At 70.7% G+C, this 21,992-nt stretch carries 18 protein-coding genes and 1 tRNA gene; 5 read left to right on the top strand and 14 right to left on the bottom strand.

Going from position 1 to position 21,992, the window contains the following annotated elements; all coding sequences use genetic code 11:
* Window positions 1-156: 156 nt before the first annotated feature.
* Window positions 157-1,941, bottom strand: a complete 1,785-nt coding sequence (metG, locus tag ACIA6A_RS11480) for a methionine--tRNA ligase (protein ID WP_396097408.1) — start codon at window positions 1,939-1,941, stop codon at window positions 157-159.
* Window positions 1,942-2,058: 117 nt separating this feature from the next.
* Here metG and ACIA6A_RS11475 point away from each other — a divergent pair, with 117 nt between their 5' ends.
* On the top strand, window positions 2,059-3,417 hold the full coding sequence (locus ACIA6A_RS11475) for a hypothetical protein (protein WP_396097407.1): 1,359 nt from the start codon (window positions 2,059-2,061) through the stop codon (window positions 3,415-3,417).
* Here the strand turns inward: ACIA6A_RS11475 and rsmI are convergent.
* Window positions 3,411-4,274, bottom strand: a complete 864-nt coding sequence (rsmI, locus tag ACIA6A_RS11470) for a 16S rRNA (cytidine(1402)-2'-O)-methyltransferase (RefSeq protein ID WP_396097406.1) — start codon at window positions 4,272-4,274, stop codon at window positions 3,411-3,413. The genes ACIA6A_RS11475 and rsmI overlap by 7 nt on opposite strands.
* A 61-nt stretch (window positions 4,275-4,335) precedes the next feature.
* Between rsmI and ACIA6A_RS11465 the strand changes: the two genes are divergently transcribed.
* The 4 genes from ACIA6A_RS11465 (at window position 4,336) to ACIA6A_RS11450 (ending at window position 11,022) form a co-directional block, all read left to right on the top strand.
* Window positions 4,336-5,928, top strand: a complete 1,593-nt coding sequence (locus ACIA6A_RS11465) for a dolichyl-phosphate-mannose--protein mannosyltransferase (protein ID WP_396097646.1) — start codon at window positions 4,336-4,338, stop codon at window positions 5,926-5,928.
* A gap of 99 nt (window positions 5,929-6,027) precedes the next feature.
* A complete protein-coding gene (locus ACIA6A_RS11460) occupies window positions 6,028-6,876 on the top strand; it encodes an SDR family NAD(P)-dependent oxidoreductase (protein ID WP_396097405.1) in 849 nt (282 codons plus the stop codon).
* 508 nt (window positions 6,877-7,384) lie between these two features.
* Complete coding sequence (locus ACIA6A_RS11455) at window positions 7,385-8,707, top strand: hypothetical protein (protein ID WP_396097404.1); 1,323 nt, start codon at window positions 7,385-7,387, stop codon at window positions 8,705-8,707.
* Window positions 8,704-11,022 carry a bifunctional polysaccharide deacetylase/glycosyltransferase family 2 protein gene (locus ACIA6A_RS11450; protein ID WP_396097403.1) on the top strand — a complete coding sequence of 773 codons (2,319 nt, stop codon included), beginning with the start codon at window positions 8,704-8,706 and terminating at the stop codon, window positions 11,020-11,022. Before ACIA6A_RS11455 ends, ACIA6A_RS11450 begins: the two co-directional genes overlap by 4 nt.
* 80 nt (window positions 11,023-11,102) lie before the next feature.
* Here the strand turns inward: ACIA6A_RS11450 and ACIA6A_RS11445 are convergent, their stop codons facing one another.
* The 12 genes from ACIA6A_RS11445 to ACIA6A_RS11390 form a co-directional block, all read right to left on the bottom strand.
* Window positions 11,103-12,326: a GAF domain-containing protein gene (locus tag ACIA6A_RS11445; protein ID WP_396097402.1), complete on the bottom strand. Its 1,224-nt coding sequence runs from the start codon at window positions 12,324-12,326 to the stop codon at window positions 11,103-11,105.
* A gap of 52 nt (window positions 12,327-12,378) precedes the next feature.
* Window positions 12,379-12,750 (bottom strand): VOC family protein, encoded by a 372-nt coding sequence (locus ACIA6A_RS11440; RefSeq protein ID WP_396097401.1) that lies wholly within the window; start codon window positions 12,748-12,750, stop codon window positions 12,379-12,381.
* 77 nt (window positions 12,751-12,827) lie between these two features.
* Entirely contained in the window at window positions 12,828-13,589 is a 762-nt protein-coding gene (locus ACIA6A_RS11435; protein WP_396097400.1) for a phosphodiesterase, read from the bottom strand.
* 72 nt (window positions 13,590-13,661) lie between these two features.
* Window positions 13,662-14,054, bottom strand: coding sequence for a response regulator transcription factor (locus tag ACIA6A_RS11430; RefSeq protein ID WP_396097399.1), 393 nt, complete (start codon window positions 14,052-14,054; stop codon window positions 13,662-13,664).
* Window positions 14,055-14,206: 152 nt separating this feature from the next.
* Window positions 14,207-15,364 (bottom strand): M23 family metallopeptidase, encoded by a 1,158-nt coding sequence (locus tag ACIA6A_RS11425; protein WP_396097398.1) that lies wholly within the window; start codon window positions 15,362-15,364, stop codon window positions 14,207-14,209.
* Window positions 15,351-15,530: a hypothetical protein gene (locus ACIA6A_RS11420; RefSeq protein ID WP_396097397.1), complete on the bottom strand. Its 180-nt coding sequence runs from the start codon at window positions 15,528-15,530 to the stop codon at window positions 15,351-15,353. The genes ACIA6A_RS11425 and ACIA6A_RS11420 overlap by 14 nt, the downstream gene beginning before the upstream one ends.
* A 71-nt stretch (window positions 15,531-15,601) precedes the next feature.
* Window positions 15,602-15,678 (bottom strand) — tRNA-Ala (locus ACIA6A_RS11415).
* A gap of 102 nt (window positions 15,679-15,780) precedes the next feature.
* Entirely contained in the window at window positions 15,781-16,584 is an 804-nt protein-coding gene (locus ACIA6A_RS11410; protein ID WP_396097396.1) for a hypothetical protein, read from the bottom strand.
* Window positions 16,585-16,710: 126 nt separating this feature from the next.
* Window positions 16,711-17,355: a GNAT family N-acetyltransferase gene (locus ACIA6A_RS11405; protein ID WP_396097395.1), complete on the bottom strand. Its 645-nt coding sequence runs from the start codon at window positions 17,353-17,355 to the stop codon at window positions 16,711-16,713.
* Window positions 17,352-18,662, bottom strand: coding sequence for a gephyrin-like molybdotransferase Glp (glp, locus tag ACIA6A_RS11400; protein WP_396097394.1), 1,311 nt, complete (start codon window positions 18,660-18,662; stop codon window positions 17,352-17,354). Before glp ends, ACIA6A_RS11405 begins: the two co-directional genes overlap by 4 nt.
* A 112-nt stretch (window positions 18,663-18,774) precedes the next feature.
* Window positions 18,775-19,707 (bottom strand): UTP--glucose-1-phosphate uridylyltransferase, encoded by a 933-nt coding sequence (locus tag ACIA6A_RS11395; protein WP_396097393.1) that lies wholly within the window; start codon window positions 19,705-19,707, stop codon window positions 18,775-18,777.
* Between the two features lie 51 nt (window positions 19,708-19,758).
* The gene (locus ACIA6A_RS11390) at window positions 19,759-21,888 is read right to left on the bottom strand and encodes a diguanylate cyclase (RefSeq protein ID WP_396097645.1); all 2,130 of its coding nucleotides are present in this window, start codon (window positions 21,886-21,888) and stop codon (window positions 19,759-19,761) included.
* Window positions 21,889-21,992 lie beyond the last annotated feature (104 nt).

Genomic DNA, 21,992 nt, shown 5'->3' with positions numbered 1-21,992 from the left:
TGGAACGCAGCCGTACCGATGAAACGCTAGCGTTTCCCCCGTGGTCGGCGCTGAACGTACCCGATCCGAGCTACGCCGATCAATCCGATTCACAGCCAAAATTGAGCAAGCCCGCCGGCGCCTTTCGGCACCAGCGGGCTGACGTGCACAAATGTCTCAGGAGCCGAGACGCTCCAGCTCCTCTTCGATGACCGACGGATCAAGTTTCTTGAAGACCGGCTTCGGTGCGGCCAGCGAAATGCCGGTTTTGATGGGTACGGACTCCCACGTCGCGCCCACGGTGTAGTCACCGGTGAGCACCGGGTAGGCCGGGCCGCCGTCGAGGTCCTCGACCTCCACGATGGACGGCATCGGGGCGTGCACCCCGGTGCCACCGAGCAGCTCGTGCACCTTTTGCGCGGAATGCGGCAGGAACGGCGTCAGCAATGTGTTGCAGTCGCTGATGACCTGCAACGCGACGTGCAGGATCGTGCCCATCCGGGGCTTGGACGCCTCGTCCTTGAGCTTCCACGGCGCCTGGTCGGAGAGGTACTTGTTGGCCTCGGCGACCACCCGCATCGCCTCACCGATCGCCGCCTTCTGCCGGTGCTTGCCGAGCAGGGCGCCCACGCTCGCGAAGCCCGCCCGCGCGGTGTCGAGCACGGCCCGGTCCTCGTCGGTCAGCTCGCCCGGCTCGGGGATCGCGCCGAAGTTCTTGGCCGCCATCGAGACGCACCGGTTGACCAGGTTGCCCCAGCCGGCCACCAGCTCGTCGTTGTTGCGCCGGACGAACTCGGCCCAGGTGAAGTCGGTGTCGTTGGACTCCGGCCCGGCCGCGGCGATGAAGTAGCGCAGGGCGTCGGCGTCGTAGCGCTCCAGGAAGTCGCGGACGTAGATGACGACCTTGCGCGACGAGGAGAACTTGCGGCCCTCCATGGTCAGATACTCGCTCGACACCACCTCGGTGGGCAGGTTGAGCGCGCCGAGCGAGCCCGGCTTGCCACCCTTGTCGCCCTCGCCGGAGTACCCGAGCAGCAGCCCCGGCCAGATCACCGAGTGAAAGACGATGTTGTCCTTGCCCATGAAGTAGTAACCGAGGGCGTCGCTGTCCTGCCACCACTTGCGCCAGGCGTCGGGCTCACCTGAGCGGCGGGCCCACTCGATCGACGCGGAGAGGTAACCGATGACCGCGTCGAACCAGACGTAGATGCGCTTGTCGTTGCGGTCGCGCCAGTCGTCGAGCGGGATCGGCACCCCCCACTCGAGGTCCCGGGTGATCGCCCGGGGCTGCAGGTCCTCCAGCAGGTTGCGGGAGAACTTGAGGACGTTGGGCCGCCAGTCGTCGCGGGTGTCGAGCCACTTGCCCAGCGCCTCGGCGAACGCCGGCAGGTCGAGGAAGAAGTGCTCGGTCTCGACGAACTCGGGGGTCTCCCCGTTGATCTTCGACCGCGGGTCGATCAGCTGCTCCGGGTCGAGCTGGTTGCCGCAGTTGTCGCACTGGTCGCCCCGCGCGCCGGTGTAACCGCAGATCGGGCAGGTGCCCTCGATGTAACGGTCGGGCAGGGTGCGGCCGGTCGACGGCGACTTCGCCCCGAGCGTGGTCTTGGCGATGATGTAGCCGTTCTCGTGCAGGCCCGTGAAGAGCTCCTGCACGACGGCGTAGTGATTGCGGGTGGTGGTGCGGGTGAACAGGTCGTAGGACAGGCCGAGCCCGTGCAGGTCCTCGACGATCACCCGGTTGTAGCGGTCGGCCAGCTCACGCGGCGTGACACCCTCGGCGTCGGCCTGGACCTGGATCGGCGTGCCGTGCTCGTCGGTGCCCGAGACCATGAGCACGTCGTGGCCGGACATCCGCATGAACCGGCTGAAAACGTCGGAGGGCACCCCGAAGCCGGAGACATGACCGATGTGGCGCGGGCCGTTGGCGTAGGGCCAGGCGACCGCGGCTAGAACGTGACTCATACGGCAAGCGTAGTGACCCGGCCCCCGAACCCGCGAACGGATAGCTGCCCGCCCTTTTTGCCCGACACGCCGGGTATCTCCCGGACTGATGATCAACCCCGTAGTCCAATGGGAGCCATGACCGGAGACGCGCCGCAGCCTGGGCAGACGCCGCGCAACCAGGGCAACCCCTGGACCAGGACCGAGGCCGTGACACCGGTTCTCGAACCGCCGGAACCCGCCCGGCACACCGGCGCGGCCGCGATCGCGCATCAGGCCGGCACGGCCGACGCGACCGCCGCGCTCACCGGCACGACCAGCCCGGCGCTGCCTCCGGCGCCGGAGTCCGTCGCCGAGACCTCGCGCGCCATCTTCGAGGCGCCACCCGGTCCGGACGCCACGGCCACGCCGCCGGCCCCGGTCCGGAAACGCCGCAAGCCCCGGCCGGTGGCCGACAAGAGCCCCGGCGCCGAGAACGCCCATGACACGGTGGACGACGAACGGTTCAACACCGAGGGCAGCACCATCGCGTACGCGGCCCGGGCCACCCCGGAACCCCCGGTGACCGACCCGGAGCACGAACCCACCATCGTCGACCTGCTGGCCGCGCTCCCCATGGAGGACCCGCGACCGGCCCGGGCCCCCGGCAAGCCCACCGGGCACCTGGAGGGCGAGGCCGTCGAAACGACGGGAGACGCGCGAACGGGTGCTGACGACGTACGGGCCGGTGCTGACGACGTACGGGAAGGCGGCCGTGACCGGCCGACGGTGGTCCTGCCGCGATTCCCCGGCCGGGGCCGGCTCAGCCGGGCGAAGGACGACCGGGCGCGCGCGGACCGGGCACTGCAGGACCGGGTCCGAGCTGAGCGCACCGCGGCCCTGCTGGAGACGTCACCGTTCTGGCGGACCGAGGAGGACAGGGCGCGGGACGCCGCGTGGCCCCCGCAGGCGACCCGGGACAAGCTGGCCGCGGGTCAGCCCCCCAGGCGGAAACCCCGCGACCCCAGGCGTCCAGTGAGCGGGCTCCTCGCACTGCTGACCCTCGCCCTCGTCGCCGCGTTCTTCTCCTGGGTCAGCGCGGAGCCGTTCTGGCTCGCGGTCGGGCACGGCCGCGACGGCACCGCCGTGGTCTCGCACTGCAGCGGATCCGGCGTCACCAAGCGGTGCCTCGGCACCTTCGCCGCCACCGACGGGTCGTACAGCGTCCAGGACGTCGCCCTGCTCGGCGTGGACGCCGAGCAACGGGCCACCGGATCCACCGCGAGCGCGCGGATGGTGAGCATGACCAGCCGGCAGGCGTACGTCGGGGACACCGGCCCGCTCGTGCACCTGCGCTGGGTCCTCGGCTTCGTGCTGGTGCTGCTCTGCGGCCTCGGCATCGCCGGGCTGACCGGGGCGGGCCGGCTGGAGACCATCAAGGCGCGGCGCGGCGCCCTGGCGGTCAGTGTGGCCGGCCCGCTGATCCTGCTCGCCGGCTTCCTGTTCGCCGCCTACTGAGTCGTGTGCACGAGCGCGTAGACATCACGTTTGCGCAGGCCGTACACGTCGGCGACGGCTTGGATCGCGTCCCGGCGGGTGGTGCCGGCGGCTTCCCGCCCGGCCACCTCCGCACGCAGTTCGTCGTCGGCCGGGCGCTCCGCGGGACCGGCCGGCGCGCCCGCCACCACCACGGTGATCTCGCCGCGCGGGCCGCTCTCGGCCGCCCACGCCGCCAGCTCACCGAGCGGACCCCGGCGGATCTCCTCGTACGTCTTGGTCAGCTCCCGGCACACCGCGGCCTCACGCCGGTCGCCGAACACGGTGACGAAGTCCTGCAACGCGCTGGTGATCCGATGCGGCGCCTCGAAGAACACCAGCGTGCGCGGCTCGGCGGCCAGCTCCCGCAGCCGGGAACGGCGGCCCGAGCCGGTCCGCGGCAGGAACCCCTCGAAACAGAACCGGTCGCTGGGCAGGCCGGACAACGCCAGCGCGGTCGTCACGGCGCTCGGGCCGGGCGCGGCACTCACCGGGAAACCGGCGTCGAGCGCGGCCCGGACCAGGCGGTAACCCGGATCGGAGACGCTCGGCATGCCACCGTCGGTGACCACGGCGACCACCGCGCCGCCCCGCAGGGCCTCGACCAGATCGGGGGTCCGCCGCTCCTCATTGCCCTCGAAGTACGACACGATCCGCCCGCTGATCGTGACGTCCAGGTCCTTCGCCAGCCGGTGCAGGCGCCGGGTGTCCTCGGCCGCGATGACGTCCGCGGCGGCGAGCACCTCCCGCAGCCGGGTGGAGGCGTCCCCGATGTTGCCCAGCGGCGCGCCGACCAGCACCACCCGGCCCGTACCGCTGTCCAGCGCTGCGTCAGTCACCCGCCGAGTCCATCACACGCCGCGTGGTTTCTCGCTACGGGCCGGGGCAGCCTACGATCGCCTGGTGACTTCGGCGACAGCTGAGACTGACACCCCGAGCCCGCTGCCCGCTGCCGAGCCCCCGGTCGCGGTGGTGCCCCCGGGGGTGCGTGGCGTGCCCGACGCCGTCCGGCGCCGGCTGGCCACGCTCGACAACTGGCTGAACCCGTACTCCTGGGTGGTCACGGGCGTGATCGTGGCGATGGCCGCGATCCTGCGGCTGGTCGGCATCACCCACCCCAAGGGCTACATCTTCGACGAGGTGTATTACCCGACCGACGCCTGGGACATGCTGACCCACGGCGTCGAGTGGGACGAGAAGAACAACGGCCCCGCGTACGTCGTGCACCCGCCGCTCGGCAAGTGGCTGATCGCGCTCGGTGAGAAGGCGTTCGGCAACAACGAGCTCGGCTGGCGCTTCCCGGCCGCGATCGCCGGCATCCTCATGATCCTGATCCTGATCCGGGTCGCCTACCGGATGTTCCACTCGATCGTGCTGGCCGGCGCGGCGGGCCTGCTGATGACGCTCGACGGCTTCCAGCTCGTGCTGTCGCGCACCTCGCTGCTCGACATCTTCCTCGGCCTGTTCATCCTGATGACGTTCGCCGCCCTGCTCCTCGACCGCGACCATTACCGGCGGCGCTGGCTGCGCGGGCTCGAGGGCGGTTACGACCCGGCGGTCGAGCACCAGCTCCCCCGGATCGTCCCGTGGTGGCTGCTCGCGGCGGGCGTGACGTTCGGCCTCGCCTGCGGTGTCAAATGGAGCGCGCTGTTCTTCGCCCCGTTCTTCGCCGCCCTCGTCATCGCCTGGCGGGTGCAGGCCCGCCGCTCCGCCGGGGTCCGCCGCCCGATCGTCAACGGCCTGCTCGGCGACCTCGGCTACCTGATCCTGAGCTTCGTGCTCAGCGTGCTGTTCTACCTCGCCACCTGGACCGGCTGGTTCGTCACCGACACCGGCTACTTCCGGCACTACCGCGAGGCCAACGGCATGGGCGAGCCCCCGATCCTCGGCGCCCTGCTCAACCTCATGCACTACCACCAACAGGCCTACACGTTCCACAGCGGCCTGACCGACCGGCACGTCTACCAGTCCTGGCCGTGGCAGTGGCTGCTGCTCGGCCGCCCGGTCGCGTTCTCCTGGAGCGGCAGCGGCAACTGCGGGGCCCCCAGCTGCGCCGCCGAGGTGCTGCTGCTCGGCACCCCGCTGCTCTGGTGGTCGTTCCTCCCGGCGCTCGCGGCCCTGGTCTGGTTCGGCATCGCCCGCCGCGACTGGCGCGCCCTGGCCATCGGCACCGGCGTGGTGGCCGGCCTGCTGCCCTGGTTCTACTTCGCCATCGCCGACGGCCGCACGATGTTCTCCTTCTACGTGCTCCCGGCCCTGCCGTTCCTCATCCTCGCCGTCGTGTACGCCCTGGGCGCGATCATGACGCCGCCAGGGGGCACGGCCGAGGGCGCGGCGAGAACGGACAGACAGCTGATCGGCACCATCGTCGCGGGCGTCTACCTGCTGCTGGTCGCCCTCTGCTTCGCCTACTTCTACCCGATCTTCGTGGGCCACCTGATGCCGTACGACGACTGGTCCGCCCGCATGTGGCTGGGCGGCCGCTGGATCTAGGTGGGACTGCAATTCCTAGGTTGAAGCGGGCCTGCTCGGCGGGCCTGCGGGGGCTCCTCGCGCCGCACGCTGGAGACACATCCAGCAGAGGAGACCCCCATGTCGTACCCCACCACCGGCCCGGCCACCTGGTTCGTCACCGGCACCTCCCGCGGCCTCGGCCTCGAGCTGGTCAGACAGCTCCTGGACCGGGGTGACAACGTCGCGGCGACCACCCGCTCGGCGCACCGCCTCGACGAGGCCCTGGGCACGGCCGACCGCTCCCGGCTACTGCCGCTGCAGCTCGATCTCACCGACGGCGACGCCGTCACGGCCGCGATCCGCACGGCCACCGAACGGTTCGGCGCCATCGACGTGGTCGTCAACAACGCCGGATACGGTTTCCTCGGCGCGGTCGAGGAGATCACCGACGCCGAGGCCCGGCAGATGTTCGACGTCCAGATCTTCGGCGTCTGGAACGTCCTGCGCGCGGTCCTGCCGGACCTCCGCGCCGCCGGCAGCGGTCACATCGTCAACATCTCGTCGATCCTCGGACTCACCGCGTTCCCCGGATGGGGCCTCTACAGCGCCGGAAAATACGCCCTCGAGGGCCTGTCGGAGTCACTCGCGACGGAGGTCGCCGGGCTCGGCATCAAGGTCACCATCATCGAACCCGGCTATACGCGTACGGACTTCCTGCGCACCAGCTCGCTCGGCCTCCCGGAGCGGGTGGCCGAGGGCTACGACGCGATCCGCGAGATGACCGAGGCCCACCTCGCGATGCCCGGCACCCAGCTCGGCGACCCGGTCAAGGTGGTGGCCGCGATCATCGAGGTCGCCGTCGGCGGCAAGGCACCGCTGCACCAGCTGCTCGGCTCGGATTCCTACGGCCTGGCGAAGGGCCGGGTGGCGGCCCTGACCGACGACATCGAGGCCGGCCGCGAACTGGCTCTCAGCACCGACATCTGACCCGGTGGACAGTGCCTGAATAGGCAACGCCCCGATCGCCTGCCACGGGGGAAGCGGGCGATAGGGGCGTGCAAAAAGCAGCTTAACGAGCGTCGTTGACGGACACAATGGGTGGACTTCCCAAATTGTCGCCGAATCTTGCTGCACAATGACTTCCTCCAGTGACGAGGCAGACACTCCCAGCCAGGGGCACGATCCAGGGAGGACGAAACGGACAATCTGCTACATTGGCTTCTTAAGCCACATATGTGTTCGTGAAAGCGACTCGGAAAAGCGTGGTCCGAAAGTCGCTGATACGACAGCAACTTTTTTTGAATAATTGCGTAACCTTCGCTGGGAAAATAATTCATCGCTGGTCAGGCGTATTTCCCACAATGCCGATCACACGTCGTTGATCAGGTCAAACGCTCACGCTCACCGTTTCGGTTGATTCAGCCTCCCCCTACGGTCGACCACCGATCAGGTGAAGCAAAATCATGATCTTAGTAGATCTTCTTAAGCTCGCCGCGTGACATTGCAGGAGCCCCAAAACCCGATTTCCGCCGCCGCCGACACCTCGGACACCGAGGTGATCGTCATCGCGCATCCCTCTCCGGTGTTCGTGGACTCGACCGGACGCCGGAGGCGCGTGCTGCAACGCGTCGCATACGGCTTCGGTGCCCTCTGCATGGCCTACGGGGGACTCATCAGCGTCAGCCTGGCCGGCGGCCCGGTCAACTCGAACGCGGTACTGCCACTGCCCGACCTCGCGAAGGGCGACGACGCCGATCCCGTCACGGCCCGCCCCAGCCCGATCCCACCGCCACCCGCGGCCAAGAGCACCACCCGGCCGCTGCTCGAGTCCTTCCCCAACCGAGGAGCCCCAGCGGTACGCCCGACGGTCACCACCCGGCAGCCGTCCCGCAGCGCGACCCCGGTCGTACGCCGCACCACGTCACCGACCCCCACCGCGAAGCCGACCACGACAACCCCGCTCCCCACCGCGACGACCACCCGCCCCCTGGAGTCGGCGACCACGAAGCCGGCAGCCTCCCCGACTCCCTCCACCCCGGTGAGCACAACCACGCCGCCCCCGCCCACGGTCGCCCCAGCACCCCCAAAAACCAGCACCGGAGGCTCCGGCGGAGGCTCGGGCGGAACCGACGACGGAACCACCGACGGCACCCCGGACGACAGCGACCCCAGCAGCGGCGGCACCGGAACCGGTGGTGAGGGCGGCGGCGGCATGACCCCGGACCCCACGACTTCCCCAGACCCCATCTCGTCCCCGGCCCACACCGCCGCCCCAACCCACACCGGCTCCCCAGCCCACACCACTGTTCCGACCCACACCGGCTCCCCGGCCCACACCGGCTCCCCGGCCCACACCGGCTCCCCGGCCCACACCGGCTCCCCGGCCCACACCACTGTTCCGGCCCACACCACCTCTCCGGCCGCGACGGCTTCTCCGGACCCCGCCACCTCGTCGCCGGACGAGAACGGATCCGGCAACGACGGATCCGGCAACGACGGCGACGGCGGCGACGGCGACGGCGACGGCCCTGGCAACGACGGCCCTGGCAACGACGACACCGCGCCAGCCACCTCCCCCAAGCCGGATAAATCGGAAATGCCGGAGAAGGAATGCGAGCCGACCAGCCCGACCAAGCCGACTAGCCCGACCAGCCCGACCAGCCCGACCAAGCCGGCCACCTCAAGCAAGCCGGCTGCTCAGCGCAAGCAGCCCGGGCCTGAGCCCGAGCCCAAGTCGGCGGTGGAGCCGGAGCCGGCCGTCGAGGGCCGGTCCTCGTCGGAAGCCGAACCGGATGCCAGTGCCGAGGTCGGCGGATGACAGCCCGGCGCAACCGCAACCGCAGCCGGTACCGCAGGCGGATCCTGCCTCAACCTCGGGTGATGCTCGGCGTGCTGCTCATCGCCGTCTTCGTCGGGGTGCTCGTGGCCCAGGCGTACGTGAATGCCGAGTTCACCGCCGACCACAAGGATTCCGAGGTCGGTGACCAGGCCGGCGTGCCGCTGTCGATCCGGCGGGGTGGGCCGATCATCAACACCACCGGGGGGCAGGAGAGTTCCAGCCGCCTGCCGGAGCGGACCATCGCCCTCACGTTCGACGACGGGCCGGACCCGGTGTGGACGCCGAAGGTGCTGGAGGTGCTGGCGGAGAACGACGCGCACGGCACGTTCTTCGTGGTCGGTTCCGAGGTGGCGCGGAACCCGGACCTGACGAAGCGGATCACCGATCACGGCAACGAGCTGGGCCTGCACACGTTCACCCACCCTAATCTGCAGCGGATCGCCCCGTGGCGGCGCAGCCTGGAGCTGTCGCAGACGCAGGTCGCCATCGCCCGGGCCGCGGACGTGCGGACCAATCTGGCCCGCTTCCCGTACTCGTCCAAGGCGGAGGCCATCGACGAGACGAACTGGAAGATCGTCAAAGCTGCCGGGCGGGACGGCTATCTGGTCGTGGTGAACGACCGGGACAGTGAGGACTGGCGGCGGCCGGGGGTCGGATCGATCATCCAGAACGCGACCCCGCCGGGCGACGAGGGCGCGGTGATCCTGTTCCATGATGCCGGTGGTGACCGGGCGCAGACCGTCGCCGCGTTGCGCCTGTTCATCCCGATGATGAAGGAGCGTGGTTACCGTTTCACCACGGTGACCGAGGGCATGAACCTCGCCATCGAGGAGCGCCAGCAGGACGCGGCGACGCTTCCGCTGCTGCCGGTCAACCCCCACGCGGAGGGTACGGACAGATGGCGCGGTTCCGCCCTGATCTGGACCGTGCACGTCGCTGACGGACTGGTGTGGCTGATCGCCGGACTGTTCGTGGTCGTCGGGGCGCTCACCATCGCTCGTACCGCGCTCATGCTCGTGCTCGCGACCCGGCACGCCCGGCACCGCCGCATGAAGGATTTCAGCTGGGGTCCGCCGGTGACCGAACCGGTGTCGGTGATCGTGCCCGCCTACAACGAGAAGGAGGGCATCGAGGCGGCGGTACGCTCGCTCGCCGGTGGCGACTATCCGGCCATCGAGGTGGTGGTCGTCGACGACGGTTCGACCGATGGCACCGCGGCGATCGTGGAACGGCTGGGCCTGCCCAACGTGCGGGTGGTGCGGGTGCCGAACGGCGGGAAGTCGAACGCGTTGAACACCGGTATCGCGCTGGCCCGCAGCGAGCTGATCGTGACCGTCGACGGCGACACGATCTTCGAGCCGGACTCGATCCGGATGCTGGTGCAGCCGTTCGCCGATCCGTCGGTCGGCGCGGTGGCCGGCAACGTGAAGGTCGGCAACCGGTCGAGCCTGGTGGCCAGCTGGCAGCACATCGAGTACGTGATCGGCTTCAACCTGGACCGGCGGTTGTACGAGGTGCTGAACTGCATGCCGACCGTGCCCGGGGCGATCGGGGCGTTCCGGCGGGCCGCCCTGGCCCGGGTCGGCGGGATCAGCGACGAGACGCTGGCCGAGGACACCGACGTGACGATGGCGATGTGCCGCGACGGCTGGCGGGTCGTGTACGAGGAGCGCGCCCGGGCCTGGACCGAGGCGCCCGCCACGATGGAGCAGCTGTACCGCCAGCGGTACCGGTGGAGTTACGGGACCATGCAGGCGATGTGGAAGCACCGCAAGGCGCTGACCGATTCGGGTCCGTCGGGGCGGTTCGGCCGGGTCGGGCTGCCGTTCCTGGCGCTGTTCGGGCTGGCGCTGCCGATGCTGGCCCCGGTCGTCGACATCATGCTGCTGTACGGCCTGGTCTTCTGGGAGCTCGGCGCGACGGCCACGGCCTGGTTGCTGATGCTGGCCCTGCAGCTGTTCACCGCCGCGGTCGCGTTCCGCTTCGACCGCGAGTCGATGGTCCCGCTGCTCCGGCTGCCGTTGCAACAGTTCGCGTACCGGCAGCTCATGTATCTGGTTCTGATCCAGTCGGTGGTGACCGCGATGACCGGGGGCCGGCTGCGCTGGCACAAGTTGCACCGGGCCGGGCTGTCCGGGGCGAACGCGGTGCCGTCGGCCGACCGTCCGCTGGTGCTGCCGAAGCAGGTCGCCCCGCAGGTGGACACGTGGCCGCCGAGCCGGGCCCAGGTGCCGGTCGCGGCGCATCCGGCGGCGGGGCGGGCCACCGCGCCTCCCCCGGCGCACGAGACCTGATCCGGCCGGCGGTCGTCGGATGACCGTCCGGCACCCGGGGAGACCACCCCGCCCGAACTGCAGCCGGGCGGGGTGGTCTCTCAGGCGAACGCGAGTTCCGGTTCGGCGAACGGGAACACGACGTGCAGCGAGGTGCCGTCCCCGGGCCGGTCGGACAGCGCGACGGTCGCGTGGTGGGCGTCCAGGACCCGTTTCGCCACGGCCAGGCCCCGGTCCGGTCCGGGCACCCCGGCCGGGTTGGCGATCGTGCCGTAGTACAGGTGCGGGAACAGGTCCGGGCGCATCCCGTCGGGCATGTCCATGTCGTCCAGGAAGACCGTCGGACCGGACTCGACCTCGGTGCCGACCCGGACCCGGCCGCCGTCCGGCGTGTACTTCACCGCCGCGAACAACAGGTGCATGATCACCTGCTCGAGTCGTACGGGATCGGCGATGATCGGCAGTGCCGGCCCGTCGGACCGGTTGAGGATCCAGATGTGTTTCGTGGCCGCGATGGGCCGCACCGCCTCGACCGCCCGCCGGGTCAACCGGGTCAGGTCGATCTGGCGCATGTGCAGGCTGTCGCCGCCGGTCCCGGCGTCGGACATCGACGTGAGGTGCCCGAGCAGGTCGGTGAAGCCGCGCACGTGGGCGGCGGTGGCCCGGCCGACGAGGTCGGCGAGCCCGGCGTCGTGGGTGCCCTTGTCCCCCAGCTCGGCGAGGTAGGACTGGATCAGCCGCAGGGGCGCACGCAGCTCGCCGCCGATGAGGCCGGCCAGGTCGTCCTTGCGGCGTTCCAGCTCCTGCAGCCGGGCGGTCGTGTTGGCCAGCGCGGTGGCGTACCGGCGCAGTTCGAGCTGGGACGTCACCTGCCGGGACAGCGCCCGCAACGCCTGCATCTGCTCGACGTCGAGATTGCGCGGTTCGGAGTCGACGACGCAGAGCGTGCCGAGCGCGAACCCGTCGGTGGTGATCAGCGGGGCGCCGGCGTAAAAGCGGATCCCGCCTTGTTCCTCGACCATCGGATGGCCGGCGAACCGGGGGTCGCGGGTCGCGTCCGGCACCACCATCAGATCCTTACCGAGGATCGCGTGAGCACAGAACGAGAGCTCCCGGGACGTCTCGGTCAGGTCGGTGCCGATCCGCGCCTTGAACCACTGCCGGTCGGTGTCGACCATCGTGACCAGGGACATGGGTACGCCGCACACGGCCGAGGCCAGGGCGACGATGTCATCGAAGTCCTTCTCCGGTTCGGAGTCGAGGATGTCGAGTTCGTACAGCGCGGCGAGCCGGTCTACTTCGTTGAAGGGCAGGGATGCGGGCATGGCGGTCACCTCCGAGGCTGCCTCAAGAGATACCACCCAAAAGTTGCGAGACTCACAAATCGGCGGGCCGCTGGCAGACCGCCTCGATGTTGTTCCCGTCCGCGTCGAACGCGTACGCGGCGTAGTAGTTCTCGTGCTTGCCGGGCCGCGGCCCGGGCCGGCCGTTGTCCACCCCACCGGAGTGCAGCGCGGCGGCGTGGAACGCGTCCACCGCGGCCCGGTCGGTCGCGGTGAACGCGACATGGACCCGGTGGGTGGGCTCCCGCACCGCGAGCCAGAAGAACGGGCGCCCGCTGTCGTCGCCGAAACCCACCAGTTCGGGCTCCTCGGCCACCACTTTGATGCCCAGCGGGCGCAACGCGTTCTCGTAGAAGTGCCGGCTCTCGTCCAGGTGATGCACCCCGAGGACGACATGATCGATCATCGGACTCCCCTTCCCGCTTGGCCTCTGACCGTATAGCGGGTCCGGAACCGCGCAATGATCTATGCGCCGAGCGGCGGTCAGTATGCGCCGAGCAGTGCCGCAGCGTGACTGACCTGCACGGTGTGGGTCACGCAGTCGGGCCCGTCGACCAGGTGCAGCAGGAAACCGGTGGGCTCGGCGACATACCCGGGTGGGGCGTCCGAGCCGAGCAGCAGACCGGACTGGCGCCAGGTGCTGGGCGCGACCGTCACGACCGTACCCCCGAAAGCCGCGGTGATCGGCCGGTGCACATGCCCGGCCATGATCCGGGTGACGTTGCGGTGCGCGGCCACGACCTCGCGCAACTCCTCGCCGTCGAGCAACCGCATCGCGTCGAGGAACGGTATGCCGACCGCCATCGGCGGATGGTGCAACCCGATGAGCGCGGGCACGTCCGGGCGCGCGGACAGGGCATGGTCCAGCCACGCCAGCTGCTCGCCACCGAGCCGCCCCGCGGGCGACCCGGGAATCAGCGAGTCCAGGGCGATGACGGTGAAACCCGGATAATCGACGGAATAGTACGGATCCCCGCCGAAAGCCTTCACCATGGCGTCCCGGTCGTCATGGTTGCCGGTGGTCAGGTGCAGGGGCAGCGGAAAGTCCCCGATCACCTCCTGGAGGGCGGCATACTCCTCCTCCAGGCCATGATCGGTGAGATCACCGGTGACCACGACACAGTCGGGTCGCGGATCGAGGGCCATGACCCGGGCGAGGGCGAGCTGGAGCCCGGCGGCGGGTCCTCCGCCCAACGGCCCGGTCGTCAGGTGCGAGTCGCTGAGCTGAGCGATGAAGGAGGTCATTCCGTCATGATCCGACTCCGGACCGGGGAATCAATCAAACGGTCGTAACCCCTACTGTCCTGATGTTGCCTCTCACTCGGCAAGGATCAGCTTGCGACGCTCGATGACCTGCTGAAGCTCGGAAACCAGCCGCCGCGGCGACAACGGTTTCGGCAGATACCCGTCAGCCCCGGAACTCAGCCCGGCGTTGATGTCATGCAGGTGCGCGTTCGCCGACACCATCAGTACGGCGGCGTTGCTCACCTCCGGGTTGCTGCGCACCAACTGGCACAGCTCCATCCCGTTGAGCGCCGGCATCCGTACATCGGTGACGATCCCGACCGGCCGCGCCACCTGCAGGATCCGGGCCGCGGTGTTGCCGTCCTTGGCCCCCACGGCGGTGTACCCGGCCCGCTCCAGCGCGTACGTCAGCATGTCCCGCAGGTCAGCGTCATCCTCGGCCACGAGGATCAGTTTCTCGTTCATGAGCGCGAACATCGGCCCGCTCCGCCGATCCCCCAGCAAGATCCCGGTTGCATCCCGGTAGCGGACCCGCCTTCACCCCCGCGGCCGCGCCGACGAGGCCCGGCGAGGCGGCGCCGGCCAACCCGGTTCGGCCCGAGCCGACGACCACGGCGTCAATCACGACGGCCGCCGGCCGGGTGCGGCGGTGCGTGCACGGTCCGGCCGCGGTACCAGCCGCCGGAGATCTCAGCGAACCGTAGGTCGAGCCCGAGGCCGTCACGGGCGGCCTGCAGGTGCAAGTGCGGCACGGTGCTGTTGCCGGAGTTGCCGACCGCGCCCAGGAACTGGCCGGCCAGGACCTCGTCGCCGGTCTCGACCGCCACGGTGGCGGGGCGCAGATGGGCCAGGGTGACGACCTCGGAGCCGGTGTCGATGCTGACGTGGTTGCCGTAGGGCGGCGCGAACCGGACGGTGCCGGGCTCCTGATCCTCGATGCCGTCCACCGCGGCCACCACTCGTCCGGCGCAGGGCGCGACAACCGGTTCGCCGTAGCCGGGATTGCCGCGGATCCCGACGATGTCGATGGCGCCGCGTTGTTCCGGAACCACGGCGTGATGGTTGCTCAGCCGGCCACCGCCCTGCACCACATACCACTGCCCGGAGACGGGGAAGACGGGCAACGGATCGGCGGTGGCCGCATGCCAGCGGTGCCGCCGGGTCAGGACGAGCGCGCCCACCGCGGCGATCAGCACAAGCACCCCGGTGACCAGGGCGACCGTGCCGCCGGTGGGTGCGAGCGAGCTCCAGCGCAGCGCCGAGGCGAGCCCGGCGGCGGCGAGCAGCTCGACCGGTCGGCGGATCCACCACGGCCGGGCGGCCAGTGCGCCGAAACCCTCGATCAGCACGACGACGCCGGCCAGCCCCAGCACGGCGCCCGCCCAGCCCTGGACGGTGCCGGCCGTCCAGCACACCACCACGGCCCAGGCCATGGGCAGGACGGGCGCGAGATGAGAGATCAGCACGGGCACGACCGGCGACCGGGGTCGGTACGGAGCGCCGGACACCCACAGACCGATGAGCCGGCCCTGCTCGTCCACCCGGCCCCAGGCCGGCACCTGCCCGGCCGGGCCGCCGATGGCCAGGCCGGCGGCGGTGTCGGTGACGCTCTCGATCCCGCCGACGTGTTCGCGGGTGGCGTCGATCACCGCGCCGAGCCGGTCGGCGCCGATCCGGTTCACCAGCTCGGGCGCCAGCCGCAGCCGGTCGGCCGGGGCGGCCCGCAGGAAGGTCTCCATCGCGCGCGCCACGGCGGTGCGGTCAGGCTGAGACACTCGTCTCCTCCTCGATGGCCATCGTCTCGACCGGCACGCTGTCCGCCCCGAGCATGATCAAGCCAAAGCAGACGAGACCCATGAAGACGATGATGCCAGCGTGCATGCCCTCGATCGCGGGGGTGTTGAGCTTGCGGAGCGAGGCCGCCCCGGCAAGGCCGGTCATTGGTCACGGCGACGACGAGGACAGACAGACTTAAGGCCCTGACCTGCATTTCTGCCGGTCAAGGCCTTAATTGGTGGAGCTGTGGGGATTTGAACCCCAGACCCCCTCGATGCGAACGAGGTGCGCTACCAGACTGCGCCACAGCCCCCCAGACCTGGAGGCCCAAGACCCGTAGGTCTCGACCCCGTAGGACCGCACAAAGGCTAACAGGTCCCCCGCGCGTCCCGCGAATCGCCCCTCCGTCAGCGGATCAAGCCGGGTGGGCGGAGCCCCGGCCGCCGGCTTCGTAGGCCCGGCCGCGCAGGCCGCCGCCGCGGCGGTAGGAGACCGAGGCCCCGTTGACCGCCGCCGGCAGGTCGTTGGGGTCGCGGTCCAGGCCCATCGCCGTACGGCGGACCGCCTCCTTCTGCGCGGCGAGCCGGCGCTGTGCCTCCCGGCGGGCAGCGGCGCGGCGGGCCTGGGCCCGGCGCACCTCCGCCTGGCGGGCCGCGAGCCAGGCGGCTTCCCGGGCCTCGAAGCGCAGCCGCTTGCGGTCGGCGATGGCCCGGTTGCGCAGGTGCACGAGGTACACGCCGAGCAGGCCACCGGTGACCGCGAAACTGACCCAGAAGCCGGGGCTGACCGCGAGCACCCCGACCAGCTCGATCACGTTCAGCAGGAGCAGGGCGGCGAACACCCGGCGGCGGCGGACCACGGCCGGGGTCTGCCGGCGTACGGGCGCCCGGCGCCGGGCCGGCCGGGAACCGACCACCCGCAGGCGGCGGACCGGCGGGGCGGAGACCGGGGCGTTTTCCGGGGTGGGGTCGGCGGTGGCACCCGCAGGATCACCCGTTAGGGTCCGCGACGTAACCACGTACTGACGACCGGGGTTGACAGGCTGACGTCCGGGCACAGTTCGTAGCCGACGGCGGCGCTGCAGCACCCGTGCCGTCGACGACGCCCGCTCCGCGGCCAGGCGCTCGGTGGCGTCGTACCGGCGGACGAGGGCCGGTGCGAGGGCGAGCAGACCGGCCGCGGCGAGGACGGCGAGGAGCACCGAGGTCGGCACCCTCACCCCTCCCGTCAGCCTTGGAGCGTGCCCGGGCAGTGGGCGCCCGGCACGAAAGTCGCAATCTCCCCGAGATTACGGGCGCGAGCTGCATATCTCGCCGCGCCGCGCCGGACGGTGACTAGCCGATGATCATTTTGTTGTGGTACGCACTCGCCGCCAGCGGGCCAGCAGCCCACCCTCGGCGGACACCTCTTCGCTGGTCATCGCGTATCCGAGGTGGTCTCGCCACGCTCCGTCGATGTGCATGTAACGCGGGTGGTACGCCTCTTCGCGGAAACCCAGTTTTTCCACGACCCGCCGACTGGGCATGTTCTCCGGCCGGATGTTGACCTCCACCCGGTGCAACCCACCCGGACCGAAAGCATGATCCACTGCCAGGGCCAGCGCCGTCGGCACCACACCCCGGCCGGCGACCCGGGAATCAACCCAGTACCCGGCGTACGCGGAACCGAACGCACGCCGCACGATGCTCCCCAGGTTGAGGTGCCCGACCAGCCGTTCCCGGCCGTCGTCGTGCCGCAGGCAGACGGCGAACGGCATGCTGTCGCCGCGGCGGGCGGCCCGTTTCATGTCCCGGTACACGTACAGGAACGAACTGGCCGAGTTCATCTCCGCCCACGGCCCCGGCGGCGCCGACTCCCACGGGCCGAGCCACGCCTGATTCGCGACGCGGACCTCGGACCAGGCCCGGGCGTCACTACGCCGATAGGGCCTGAGCAGGACGGCTCCGTCCGCCAGGACGGCAGGCCATCCGGGCGTGGAGCCCAGCATCATCGCCTCCGGTCGAGCAACAGGACATCAACGGTCGACCCGGCGGAAGCCGCGGTGACCCGCTCGCCGAGGACCAGCAGACCGTTGGCTTCGGCAAGGCCGGAAAGAGTGTACGGCCCACCGGCGAGCGGCTGCACTGTGTAGCCACCGCCACGGCGTTCAGCGACATGTGCGGGCCGGAACTCCCGCAGCCCGCCCGGTGACGAGACCGTCTCCAGCAGGTGGGCCTTCACGCCGGGCCGGAACACCGGTTCCGCGCCGGCGAGCAGCTGGATGACCGGCCGGGCCAGCACCTCGAACCCGATCAGCGCGGCACCCGGCTCCCCCGGCAGGCACACCACCGGGACCTCCTCGCCGCCGACGGTGCCGAACCCCAGGGTCGCACCCGGGCACAGCGCGACGTCGGTGAACTCGACAACGCCCCGCCCGTGGTCACGTCGCGAGAGCACCCGGCGCAGCATGTCACCGGGCCCGGTACCCGTACCCCCGGTGGTGATGATCAGATCGGCCCGCAGCGTCTGGTCCTCGAGCAACCCCCGCAGCCCTTCCGGGTCGTCGTCGCAGATCCCGATCCGGTACGCCAGCGCGCCCGCCTCGACGGCGGCCGCGGTCAGAGCATGCGAGTTGGCGTCCACGATCTGCCCGGGCTGGCTGGGCCGGCCCACGTCGACCAGCTCGTCGCCGGTCGCCACGACCACCACCCGCGGGCTGGGCCGGACCACGACGTGCCCGATGCCGGAAGCAGCGAAGACAGCGACCATCGCGGGCGTCACGTATGACCCGGCGGTGGCCAGCACCCGGCCGACGGGCAGTTCGTCGCCGGCCCGCCGAACCCCCGAGCCCCGTTTCGGGGCGTGCATGATCTCCACCGCGGCCATGCCCTGGTCGGTCCAGTGCACCGGGACGACGACGTCGGCACCGATCGGCAGCGGAGCCCCGGCGGCGACCGAGAAGCAGGTCCCGGGCGTCAGCCGCACCGGGCGCCAGCTCGCGGCGCCGAGGTCACCGACGACGTTGAGCCGGACCGGGCGCAACCCGGCCTCGAACGCCCCGAAGGACGGATGAGACCCGATCCGCCCGGCCGAGGCGAGATCCTCCCAGCGCGCCGCGTACCCGTCGATGGCCGACTGGTCGAACGCCGGGTACGGGTTCGGTGCGAGCACGTCGTGCGCGAGCACGTTGCCGTGCGCCTGGGTGAGGTCGAGGTCGAGCGGAGGCAGAGCCCGCAACCGGCGCAGCACGCTGCCCAGGTATTCGGCGAGAGGCATCAGCTCGTTGGCGGCCGCCTCGGCATCGGCCGTGGCGGTCATCCCCGGGCACCGCCGGCTTCCGTGTCCCGCTCAGCCGGCACCACGGCGCCCACCGGGCCGGCCGGCAGGAAACCGGCCCGCCCGGCCTGCGCTATGGCGCGTCTGTCGGAGCTCATCCCTGCGCACCGCCGGCGTTCTTGGCCTGCTTCGCCACGAACTCGCTCAGCCACTGACCGAACTCGGCGCCCAGGTCAGGCCGCTTCACCGCGATCTCCACGACCGCCTGCAGGTAGCCGAGGGGCATACCGGTGTCGTAGCGGTGCCCGCGGTAGACGATCCCGTGCACCGGCGTCCCGTCGGCGAGCAGCTGGGCCATCGCATCGGTCAGCTGGATCTCACCGCCGCTGCCCGGCTTGGTGTTGTTGATCGCCTCGAAGATCGTCGCCGGCAGGATGTACCGCCCGACCACGGCCAGGTTGCTGGGGGCCTCGGCCGCCGACGGCTTCTCGACCAGGCCGGTGACCTCGACGATGTCCTCGCCGAACTCGGACGGCTTGACCGACGCGATGCCGTACCGGCCGGTCTCCTCGGGAGCGACCTCGATGAACGCGAGCACGATGCCACCGGTGCGCGCCTGCAGCTCGAGCATCGCCGGCAGCAGCGGCTGCTCCTCGTCGACGAACTCGTCACCGAGCAGCACGGCGAACGCGTTGTCACCGATGTGCGAGGCGGCCACGCCGACGGCGTGGCCGAGGCCGAGGGGCTCACCCTGGCGGCAGGTGTAGATGTCGGCCAGCTCGCTGGTCCGGCGGACAGCCGCGAGCCGCGCCTTGTCGCCCTTCTCCTCCAGCCGGGCCTCGACATCGGGCCGCCGGTCGAAGTGGTCGACCATCGAGGTCTTGCCACGGCCGGTGACCAGCAGGACATCGGTGATGCCCGCTGCGGCCGCCTCCTCGACGATGTATTGCAGAACCGGACGGTCGACGACCGGCAACAGTTCTTTGGGTACGGCCTTCGTGGCGGGAAGGAATCGGGTGGCGAGCCCGGCGGCCGGAATGACGGCCTTAACGGCTCGACGGCCGGTCGCGTGCGCCTGCGTGGTCATCTGGGAGGGTCACCGCACCTTCGCTTGTTCATGCCCGGACATGCCGCGAGACTATCGGCCACGGGACTGCCGCGGAGGTTGCGGCCCACCGGACGCGCCCGTCACGGGTCCCGGATGATCGAAATTCCCCTCTTCCACCCCACCCGAAACTGACGGGTCGGTCACACTGACGGCCTGCTCAGACTGCCCGGAGCCCGCTTCCGCCCGGCCCGCCACGGGATCGACCGGTTTCGACGCGGTGCCGGCCAGGCCGACGGTGGGATTGATGAGCCCGGCCATGGGATCGACCGGACCGGCGCTGGGCAACGGGACGACCTCGGCGATCCGATAGGTGTCCCGCCCCCCGTTCTTCGCCGCGTAGAGCGCGTCGTCAGCGGCGTCGAGCACCTGCTGAGCGGTAGCCCCGTGTTCCGGGTACACGGCGATCCCGATCGAGACGCTGACCGAGACCCGGTCGACGAAGACCCCGGTGGCCGCCCCCACCCGCCGCGGATCGATAGGGACCGGACTCCCCCGGACCGCCGCACCCAGCCGCTCGGCCACCACGATCCCCCCGTACGCGTCGGTCTCCGGAAGAAGCACGACGAACTCCTCGCCGCCCTGCCGGAAAGCCACGTCGACCTCCCGCAGCCCGATCCGGATCCGCCGGGCGAACTCCTCCAGCACGGTGTCCCCGGCGGCATGCCCGTACGTGTCGTTCACGTCCTTGAAGTGATCCAGATCGAGCACCAGCACGGTGAGCATCCGGCCGAAACGGTTGGCCCGCTCCACCTCACGCCGCAGCGACTCCCGCAGGTACCGGTAGTTCCACAACCCGGTCAGCGGGTCGGTGAGCGACAACCGCTGCGCCTCCTCGTGGATCCGCACGTTGTGCACCGCGATACCGGCCTGCCCGGCGAAGGTCCGCAGGGTCAGCAGGTCGGAATCGTCGAACTCGTCAGCACCGAGCCGGTCGTACAGCGCGAGAACTCCCAGAATCGCGGGCCGCCCACCCTCTGCTGCCCGCCCACCCTCTGTTGCCCGCCCACCTGGCACGAGCGGATCGCCGACGGTCGCCGGGGCACAGATCGGCACCGCCACATACGTACGGCACGCCGGCTCGTCGACCGGTCCCCCGCTCAGCCCACAGAGCCCTCGGCGCGCTTCGCCCCCGGCGGCGATGGTCCCGAGGATCCCGCCGCCGACCGGAACCGACAACGACGGCAGGTCGCACTCCGGCACATCCCACCGGCCGGTCAGCCCCTCGGCACAACGCGCCACCAGACGCCCCGCGGCCGGCTCGGTGAGCAGGACGATCCCGGCCCTGGCCCCGGTGGCGGACAGTGCGGTCTGCAGGATGACCTGAAGGATCCGGTGCACGTCATGGGTGCTGGAGAGGGTGTCCCCCAGGATCGCGAGATGCCCCCGCAACTGATCCCGGCTGGCGGTCAGCGCCTGCACGTACGCCTGCAACTCCCGGGTCATCCGGTTGAAGGCCCCGGCGAGCTGCCCGATCTCGTCACCGCGCCCCACCGGCACCCGCACCCCGAGCTCCCCGTCGGCGACCTTGCCGGCCGCCCAGGCGAGCTCCTGCAGCGGCCGGGTGGTCGAGCGGGCAAGCCCACGAGCGGCCAGGATCGCCAGCCCGGCGACAGCCCCCACTCCCAGGGCGAGAGAAATGTAGAAGGCCGCAGGCTCCTTGGAGCGCACTTCGACGGTCAAAGGCAACGGTTGACCAGGCCCGACGGGAACCGTACGGGTGTAGGAGCCCCCCTCCGCCGCGGCGCCGACCCCGGGAATCTCCACCGCGGCTCCGCTGGTTTCCGCCAGCCGCCGGACAAGCGCCGCATCAACCCGCTCGACGGCCAGGACAGTGACATCCCCCTGCAGCGCACGCGCCACCACAGCGGTGCCCCCCGCACTCTGTTCCCCCTGGGTGAGTGCGACCGTGCCTACGCAGTCTCGCTCGCCCTCACGCAGGGGCGTTTCTTCTCCCGTCCCGAGAATGCGCACCTCGACGGCGAGCCCACGACTCACCATCTGGTCCGCGGCCGGACGTCGCTGGTCCGCGGGCAGCACCGCCACCGCGTCCGCGACCGCCTGGAGCTGGCGGCACATGGCGCCGATCGCCGTGCGAACCGTCGTTGCGGCATGATCGAGCCGCTCGACCGTCCGGTCCCGGCTCACCGTGGCCACGGTCATCCCGACGAAGAAGGATCCGAGCAGAACCGGGCCGAGCACGACCACGAGGAACGCGGTGGTGAGTCGGCCACGAAGAGTCACGCATCCTCCTGGAAGTGGCCTTC

This window comes from Actinoplanes sp. NPDC051494 (assembly GCF_044454705.1).
Classification (GTDB): Bacteria; Actinomycetota; Actinomycetes; order Mycobacteriales; family Micromonosporaceae; genus Actinoplanes.
The sequence above is the reverse complement of the archived record's forward strand: the minus strand, read 5'-3'. Positions and strand labels throughout refer to the sequence as shown.